At 65.9% G+C, this 317-nt stretch carries 1 pseudogene; it reads right to left on the reverse strand.

The annotated features are described in order from the left end of the window. A pseudogene (locus MFF64_RS36725) lies at nucleotides 1-317 on the reverse strand (energy-dependent translational throttle protein EttA); the annotation flags it as partial.

A 317-nucleotide genomic window follows, 5' to 3' on the forward strand; every position in this document is an offset into this window, starting at 1 on the left:
TTGTTGTTCTGCTTGGCGACCAGCTCCTCGTAGCGGGTGATGCGGGCCTTCGACTTCGACTGCCGGGCCTTGGGCGAGGCGGCGATCCACTCCTGCTCGCGCGTGATCGAGCGCTGGCGGGCCATGTCCTCGCGGCCCTCCTGCTGGAGGCGCTTCTGCTTCTGCACCAGCCAGGCCGAGTAGTTGCCCTCGTACGGGTAGCCCCGGCCGCGATCGAGCTCGAGGATCCAGCTGGTGACGTTGTCGAGGAAGTAGCGATCGTGGGTCACGATCAGGATCGCGCCCGGCTAGGACTTCAGGTGGCCTTCGTGCCAGTT

It is taken from the genome of Methylobacterium frigidaeris (assembly GCF_022179185.1).
Lineage (GTDB): Bacteria > Pseudomonadota > Alphaproteobacteria > Rhizobiales > Beijerinckiaceae > Methylobacterium > Methylobacterium frigidaeris.